This window comes from uncultured Frigoribacterium sp., from assembly GCF_963515265.1.
Lineage (GTDB): Bacteria > Actinomycetota > Actinomycetes > Actinomycetales > Microbacteriaceae > Frigoribacterium.
The window spans coordinates 1-7,929 of sequence record NZ_CAUPYL010000121.1; the positions used below are offsets into that span (position 1 = coordinate 1).

The following is a 7,929-nucleotide window of genomic DNA, read 5'->3' on the forward strand; positions in this document are numbered from 1 at the left end:
ACCCCGCGCCCGGCCGCCGCGGGCGACCTCGCCTTCACCGGCTCGGACGCGGCGACGACCGGCCTCCTGGCGGCGCTCGCCCTGATGCTCGCCGGAGCCGGCGTGCTCACGGCCACGCGCCTCCGTCGCCGTCGCGAGCTGCTCGTCGAGGCGACCGACTGAGCGATCGGCACGACCCGGCACCGCCCCGCACGACCCGACGGCCCGGTCGCACCTGCACAGGTGCGGCCGGGCCGCCGGCGTTAACCTCGGGGGCGTGACCACCGCCTCCGTCGAGTACCACCGGCTGTTCCGTGCGCTGCCGACGTACCGCTGGTGGCGACCGCTGCTCGCGGCCGTGATCGGCGCCGTCCTCTACTGGGTGCTCGCGAACGCGGTCGTGCTGGCGATCTTCGCGGTCCTCCGCGCGGCCGGTGGCCAGGAGCTCACCTCGACGGTCGCGCAGGGCGTCCAGGACGACCCGCTCGACGCCTCCCAGCCGCTCGTCCTGCTCACGACGCTCGCGTCCATCGCGACGCTGCTGCCCGCCGCGCTGTTCGCGACGAAGCTCGCCGGCCTCGGACGGCTCGGCCAGCTGTCGAGCGTCACCGGCCGCCTCCGCTGGCGCTGGATGGCCCGCACGCTGCCCGCCGCCCTCGTGCTCATGGTGCTGACGGTCGGCCTCAGCTACCTCGTGCTGCCCCCGCTGACGGGCCAGGCGATCGGCACGGGGCCCGTGACGACGCCGCCGGCGACGATCGTCTGGTCGGCACTGGTCATCCTGCTGCTCGTGCCGCTGCAGGCCTCCGCCGAGGAGTTCGTCTTCCGCGGCTTCGCCGTGCAGGCGCTCGGGTCGTGGATCGCCTGGCCCGTGGTCGCGATCGTCCTGCCGACGGCCGCGTTCGCCCTGTCGCACGCCTACAACCCCTGGGGCATGCTCGACGTCGCCGTGTTCGGGGTCACGGCGGCGTGGCTGACCTGGCGCACGGGAGGGCTCGAGGCCGCCATCGTCGGCCACGTGCTCAACAACACCGTCCTGTTCCTGCTGCTGGCGCCCTTCGCGGGCACCGAGGCGAGCGACGGCAGCCCGCTGGGGCTCGCCGTCACGGTCGTCTGCACGCCGGTCTGGGCGTGGCTCGTGACCCGCGCCTTCCACAGGTCGGGGGAGCGCCGGTCCTCCCCGGCATCGCCCGCCGACGGCACCGTCCACGAGGAGGCGCGGGTCGGCTGACGCTGTCGGCGCAGCCTCCTAGACTCGTCGCGTGACCGACCCCGCCGCCCCCACCGCCACCGCCGCGCCCTCCTCGTCGGGCCCCGCCGGGGCTCCTCTCGAGGTGCTGCAGCGCGTCTTCGGCTACGACGCGTTCCGCGGCGACCAGGCCGCGATCATCGACCAGGTGGTCGGCGGCGGCGACGCCCTCGTGCTGATGCCCACCGGCGGCGGCAAGTCGCTCTGCTACCAGGTGCCGGCGATCGTCCGGCCGGGCACGGGCGTCGTCGTCTCGCCCCTCATCGCGCTGATGCAAGACCAGGTCGACGCCCTCGAGGCGGTCGGCGTGCGGGCGTCGTTCCTCAACTCGACGCAGGATCCCGACCAGCGGCGAGCCGTCGAGCAGGCCTTCGTCTCCGGCGAGCTCGACATGCTCTACCTCGCTCCCGAGCGACTGAAGCTCGACTCGACCAAGTCGCTGCTCGACCGTGGCCGGGTGTCCCTGTTCGCCATCGACGAGGCGCACTGCGTCGCGCAGTGGGGGCACGACTTCCGCCCCGACTACCTCGAGCTGTCGGTGCTGCACGAGCGCTGGCCCGACGTGCCGCGCATCGCGCTCACCGCGACCGCGACCGAGACGACGCACCGCGAGATCTCGCGGCGGCTCGAGCTCGACGACGCGGCGCACTTCGTCGCCGACTTCGACCGGCCCAACATCCAGTACCGCATCGAGGCGAAGGACGGCCCTCAGCAGCAGCTGCTCCGGTTCATCCGCGCCGAGCACGAGGGCGACGCGGGGATCGTCTACTGCCTGTCGCGCAAGTCCGTCGAGGGCACGGCCGAGTTCCTCGTCAAGCAGGGCATCGCCGCCCTGCCGTACCACGCGGGCCTCGACGCCGGCACCCGAGCACGCAACCAGTCGCGGTTCCTCCGAGAGGACGGCATCGTGATGGTCGCGACCATCGCCTTCGGCATGGGCATCGACAAGCCCGACGTGCGGTTCGTCGCGCACCTCGACCTGCCGAAGTCGGTCGAGGGCTACTACCAAGAGACCGGTCGAGCGGGGCGCGACGGCCTGCCGTCGACCGCGTGGCTCGCCTACGGCCTGCAGGACGTCATGCAGCAGCGCCGCATGATCGACCAGTCCGAGGGCGACGCCGAGCACCGCCGCAAGCTCGGCGCCCACCTCGACGCGATGCTCGCCCTCTGCGAGACCGTCGAGTGCCGGCGGGTGCAGCTGCTCGGCTACTTCGGCCAGGCGAGCACGCCGTGCCACAACTGCGACACCTGCCTGAACCCGCCGCAGGCTCTCGACGGCACCGTCCCGTCGCAGAAGCTGCTGTCGACGATCGTGCGCCTCAAGCGCGAGCGCAACCAGCAGTTCGGCGCGGGGCAGATCATCGACATCCTGCTCGGCCGCACGACGCCGCGCATCACCCAGAACCGCCACGAGCAGCTCTCGACCTTCGGCATCGGCACCGAGCTCAGCGAGATCGAGTGGCGCGGCGTCGTCCGCCAGTTGCTCGCCCAGTCGGTCCTCGCGGTCTCGCCCGACGGCTACGGCACCCTGCTCATCACCGACGCGGCGGGCGAGGTGCTCTCGGGGGCGAAGCAGGTCCGCCTGCGCAGAGAGCCAGAGAGGGCCCCGCGCGTCCGCGGTGCCCGTGGGTCGTCGGCGGGCGGCTCGACGCGCGGCTCGCGCGGCGGCTCGGGCGCGGCCGACCTCGACTCCGCCGACGTGCCGCTCTTCGAGACCCTGCGCCAGTGGCGGGCGGGCATCGCCAAGGCGCAGGGCGTGCCGGCCTACGTCGTCTTCGGCGACGTGACCCTGCGCGGCATCGCGTCGAGCCGTCCGGGCTCGATGGGCGAGCTCGCGGGCATCAGCGGCGTCGGCCAGAAGAAGCTCGACACCTACGGGCAACAGGTGCTCGACGTCGTCTCGGGGGTCCCCCCCGAGTCGGCGGCGGCCCGGGCAGCCGAGTCCGGTGCCGGCACCGGCGCGGCCGGCTCGGGTTCGACCGGCTCAGGCTCGACCTCGGCCTCCGGCTCGACCCCGTCCTTCCGGGCGGAGACGAGCTCCCGCAGTCGTCCCGCCGCCGCACGCAGCTCCCGCCCGACGCCGACGACGAGCGCGGCCCCGGCGGCCGACTCGGAGCCGTTCCCCTTCGACGACGAGCCCCCGTGGGACCCGTACGACGAGTCCGTCCCGCCCGACGACAACTACTGACGCGACCTGCGGCGCTGTCGCGTCGTCGCTGTCGCGACGGCCCTGACGCGCGGCTAGCGGCGCGACGAGGCGTCGAAGGCGACAGCCGCGGGAGCCGCCGTGACTGCGGCAGCGGCAGCGGCAGCGTCGGCGGCAGGCGCAGGCACGACGGCGACCGGCGCCGTCGGCGTCCGTCGTTCCGAGACGGGTCCGGCCGACCCGAGCCGCAGCTCCGTCGTCCGCTGGGCGAGCATCACGAGCGCGACGGTGAGGGCGATCATCGCGCCGAACCCGCCGAGGAAGGGCCCGCCGCCCAGTCGGGTCACGTAAGCGGCGGAGAGGAGCATCGCGCTCGCCAGGGGCGTGGTCAGGTAGGCCGCACGCACCGGGACCAGCGGCACCGCGCCTCCTCGGGTCCCCTGCACGCGGAGTGCGACGAGCGTCGCGGCCACCGCGGCGAAGAGCGCCCCGGCGGTCGCGTAGAGCGCCGTCGCGGCGAGCGGGGCCATGGTGCCGACGTGGCCGGCATGGACCGCGCCGAGCACGGAGAGCACGGCGAAGCCGACGTGCCAGACGGGGGCGAGCAGCCAGGCGGCCCGCCTCACGCGACCCGCAGGCAGCGGCAGCAGGCCGTCGAGCGGCCCCTCGACGAGGTCGCCCTGCGTCCGTCGTCCGTCGTCGAGCGTCAGCCCCCGCTGCGCTCCTGTACCTCGTTCAGTCCCCACGCGGCGAGCATAGGGAGGGGCTCGGACGGGCCGCAATCCTCCCTGAGGGGGACACCCGTTGTCCCCGCACCGGGCGACGACGGGCGAGCGGGACGGCCTCGCCCGCCACCCGTCCCGCCCGAGGAGGCGGTGAAAGGGTGAGCGGATCTCGCTTCCGTGACGGCCGACGTCGCTGCTGCGACCGACCCGGAGACGGACCCCGGGCAGGCTCGTCGACAGGCTCGTCGCGAGACGTTCCGTGCTGCGCATGCCGCGCGAGGCATGCCGTCTGCGCCACAGTGGTGCCGTGCTCACCTTCCTCAGCCGCGTCGTGCTCGTGCCCCTCGTCCGGCTGCTCTGGCGCCCGAGGGTCGTCGGGCGGCGCAACGTCCCCCGCCGCGGCGCCGTCATCCTCGCGAGCAACCACCTCTCGTTCATGGACAGCGTCGTGATCACGCTGATGGCCCCGCGCGAGGTCTCGTTCCTCGCCAAGAACGCCTACTTCACGGGCACGGGCCTCAAGGGGCGGCTCAGCCGGTCGTTCTTCTCGGGCATCGGCGCCATCGGCGTCGAGCGGGGAGCAGGGGCCGCCGCCCAGCAGGCGCTCGACCTCGGCCTGGGCCGGCTCACCGAGGGGCACGCGTTCGCGATCTACCCCGAGGGCACGCGGTCGCTCGACGGCCGCCTGTACAAGGGCCGGACCGGGGTCGCCTGGCTCGCGCTCACGAGCGGCGCCCCGGTCGTGCCCGTCGCGTTGACGGGCACCCAGGAGCTGCAGCCGGTCGGCACGACCGTGCCGCGCCTCCGCCGCTTCACCGTCGAGTTCGGCGAGCCGATCGATCTCTCGCATCACGGCGACGCCAAGTCGGGTCGCGCTCGCCGGCACGCGACGGACGAGGTGATGGCCGCGATCCAGCGCCTGAGCGGCCAGGAGGAGGCCGGCACCTACAACGAGCCGCCGACCCCGTCGGTCGTCGAACGGGTCCGTCGCGCGATCCGACGCGACCCCCTCGGGTCGGACGCGATCGACTGACCGGGCCCGCGCCTCCCGGGGCCCTCGAGGAGGCGCACGACGCCTCCCGAGGACTGCCGCGGGAGGCGCGTGGACACTCCCGGGTCCGGTGTCGGCGGCCGGGCGTACGGTCGACCCCGGCGGCGCGCGGACCCGTCTGCGTGCGGACCGAACACGATCGACTCCACGAACACGAACACGAACACGAACACGACCACGAACACGAACACGACGCGGCCCGGCGAGACGCCCGGCCGCAGGCGAGGAGCAGGCATGAAGGTCGCAGTGTTGGGCACGGGGATCATGGGGCAGGGCGTCGTCAGGACGCTCCTGCGCGAAGGGCACGACGTCACGGCGTGGAACCGCACCCGTGACAAGGCCGAGCCGCTCGCCGGCGTCGGGGCGACCGTCGTCGACACGGCCCGCGAGGCGGTCGACGGGGCCGAGGTCGTCGTCACGGTGCTGTTCGACGGCGAGGCCGTGCTCAGCGTGCTGCGCGAGGCGACCTCCGCGGTCGACGCGACCGCCGCCTCCGGCGCCGAGGCCGACGGCCCCGTCTGGGTCCAGGCGAGCACGATCGGCGCCGCCGACACCGCGCGGGTCGTCGACCTCGCCGCCGAGCGCGGCGTGCCGCTGGTCGAGGCGATGATGCTCGGCACCAAGAAGCCCGCCGAGACCGGCAAGCTGGTGATGCTCGCCGCCGGCGCCCCCGACCTCCTGGCCCGGGTGCAGCCCGTGCTCGACGCGATGGGCGCGAAGACGATCACCGCGGGCGGCTCCGTCGGCCAGGGCACGGCGCTGAAGCTCGCCGCCAACGCGTGGATCGCGTCCGTCACCGCGGCGGCCGCCCAGTCGCTGGCGCTGACCCGGACGCTCGGGCTCGACCCGCAGCTGTTCCTCGACGCGATCGAGGGCGGGCAGGCCGACACCCCCTACGCGCACCTCAAGGGCGCCAGCATGATCGCCGGCGAGTACCCCGCGCAGTTCGCGCTCGACGGCCTCCGCAAGGACGTCTCGCTGATGCGCGAGGCCGCGACCGCGGCCGACGCCGGGTTCGACACCTCCCTGCTCGAGGCGCTGGCCGGTCTCTACGGCACGGCCTCCGACCGAGGGCACGGCGGCGACGACATCGCCGCGGTGCACGCCGCCTTCACATCCTGACCGCTCCGGGGGGCTCCGATCCCCGGGGTGCCTGCCTGAGGACGCGCGCCGGGAGTCGCCTCCCGAGGTCGCGTTCCTGTGGCTGCGTTCCTGAGAACTCCCTCCTGTGTGCTCGTCGGGCGGAATGACCGCGTCGTGACCCGTGTTGGCCCGCAGGTGCGCGACGACGGGCACTCTCCCTGACGCGTCGCGAGCCGACGCGGCCACCTCCTCCCTCCCACCGGAAAGGACCCCTTCGTGGATCTCTTCTCCTCCGCCGTCCTCGGCGACCTCGTCCTCTCGAACCGCGTCACCATGGCGCCGCTGACCCGCACCCGCGCCGACGCGGGCGACGTGCCCGGCGACGTCGTGGTCGAGCACTACGGCCAGCGGGCCACCCTCGGCATGATCGTCACCGAGGGCACCTACCCGACCCAGGAGGGCAAGGGCTACACCGGCCAGCCCGGCATCGTCACCGACGAGCAGGTCGCCGGCTGGAAGCGCGTCGCCGACGAGGTGCACGCGAAGGGCGGCACCATCGTCATGCAGGTGATGCACGCCGGCCGCGTCTCGCACCCCGACGTGACCGGCACCGAGCGGATCGTCGCCCCGAGCGCCGTGGCCATCGACGGCCAGGTGCACGTCCCCTCCGGCAAGGCCGAGTTCCCCGTGCCGCACGCCCTCACGACCGAGGAGGTGCGCCAGACCGTGCAGGACTTCGTCACCGCCTCGAAGCGCGCCGTCCTCGAGGCCGGCCTCGACGGCGTCGAGCTGCACAGCGCCAACGGCTACCTGCTGCACGAGTTCCTCTCGCCCGTCTCGAACGTCCGCACCGACGAGTACGGCGGCAGCCCCGCCGCCCGCGCCCGCCTCGGCATCGAGGTGGCCGAGGCCGTCTCCGCCGCGATCGGCGCGGGCCGCGTCGGCATCCGCATCTCGCCGATGCACAACATCCAGGACGTCGTCGAGACCGACCTCGACGACGTGACCGCGACCTACGACGCCCTGATGGACGGCCTCGCCCCCCTCGGCCTCGCCTACATGAGCGTGCTGCACTCCGACCCGCGCGGCGAGATCGTCCAGCGCCTCCGTCGCCGCTTCGGCCAGGCGGTCGTGCTCAACAGCGGCTTCGGCACGGTCACCGACCTGGCCGAGGCGAAGGACCTGGTCGAGAACGGCCACGCCGACGCCGTCGCCGTGGGCCGCATGGCCATCGCGAACCCCGACCTCGTCGCCCGCTGGGAGCGCGAGACCGAGCTCAACGAGCCGAACCCCGCCACCTTCTACGCCGACGGGGCGACCGGCTACACCGACTACCCGACGCTCGAGTCCGTCTCGCGCTGACGTCGGGGCGCCCTCCGCGCCTCCTCGGCTCGCTCGCCGAGACGGAGCGGGAGCTCCGGCCCGGCACGTCCTGCCACGCCACGGCGTGCGCCCTGCACCTGCCCGCCTCGACGCCACACTCCAGCCCCCCCCCCGAGGGCCCGGAGCAAGTTAGCGGGGTCAGGTTAAAACACACCACCCGCCCCACCCCCGCCTCCCCTTTCTCCTATTCCACGTCGAGCTCCGTGAACTACGCGTCGAACTCGGCGTCGTCAGCGTCCGTTTGGTCCTTGGGCTCCTGTTAGACCGCGTTCGCCTCGGTCTCCTTTTTCACCTTTAGCACCTTGGGCTCCAG

Annotated in this window: 7 protein-coding genes; 6 read left to right on the top strand and 1 reads right to left on the bottom strand. The window is 73.7% G+C overall.

Annotation, left to right across the window (positions count from 1 at the left end; genetic code table 11):
- The 3 genes from RWM17_RS14060 to recQ all read left to right on the top strand — a co-directional run.
- Positions 1-162, top strand: a 162-nt coding sequence (locus tag RWM17_RS14060; RefSeq protein WP_399540425.1) for a hypothetical protein, incomplete at its 5' end; no start/stop codon positions are given.
- Between the two features lie 94 nt (positions 163-256).
- Positions 257-1,210, top strand: coding sequence for a CPBP family intramembrane glutamic endopeptidase (locus RWM17_RS10030; RefSeq protein WP_314103243.1), 954 nt, complete (start codon positions 257-259; stop codon positions 1,208-1,210).
- Positions 1,211-1,241: 31 nt separating this feature from the next.
- Positions 1,242-3,416 carry a DNA helicase RecQ gene (gene recQ, locus RWM17_RS10035; RefSeq protein ID WP_314103245.1) on the top strand — a complete coding sequence of 725 codons (2,175 nt, stop codon included), beginning with the start codon at positions 1,242-1,244 and terminating at the stop codon, positions 3,414-3,416.
- Between the two features lie 53 nt (positions 3,417-3,469).
- Here recQ and RWM17_RS10040 read toward each other — a convergent pair whose 3' ends face one another.
- Positions 3,470-4,120 carry a hypothetical protein gene (locus RWM17_RS10040; RefSeq protein WP_314103247.1) on the bottom strand — a complete coding sequence of 217 codons (651 nt, stop codon included), beginning with the start codon at positions 4,118-4,120 and terminating at the stop codon, positions 3,470-3,472.
- 247 nt (positions 4,121-4,367) lie between these two features.
- Here RWM17_RS10040 and RWM17_RS10045 point away from each other — a divergent pair, with 247 nt between their 5' ends.
- The 3 genes from RWM17_RS10045 to RWM17_RS10055 all read left to right on the top strand — a co-directional run bounded on the left by RWM17_RS10045 (position 4,368) and on the right by RWM17_RS10055 (position 7,595).
- Positions 4,368-5,132, top strand: coding sequence for a 1-acyl-sn-glycerol-3-phosphate acyltransferase (locus tag RWM17_RS10045; protein ID WP_244638902.1), 765 nt, complete (start codon positions 4,368-4,370; stop codon positions 5,130-5,132).
- A 252-nt stretch (positions 5,133-5,384) separates the two neighbouring features.
- Positions 5,385-6,272: an NAD(P)-dependent oxidoreductase gene (locus RWM17_RS10050; protein ID WP_314103250.1), complete on the top strand. Its 888-nt coding sequence runs from the start codon at positions 5,385-5,387 to the stop codon at positions 6,270-6,272.
- A 237-nt stretch (positions 6,273-6,509) separates the two neighbouring features.
- Complete coding sequence (locus tag RWM17_RS10055) at positions 6,510-7,595, top strand: alkene reductase (RefSeq protein WP_314103253.1); 1,086 nt, start codon at positions 6,510-6,512, stop codon at positions 7,593-7,595.
- The last annotated feature ends 334 nt before the right edge of the window (positions 7,596-7,929 follow it).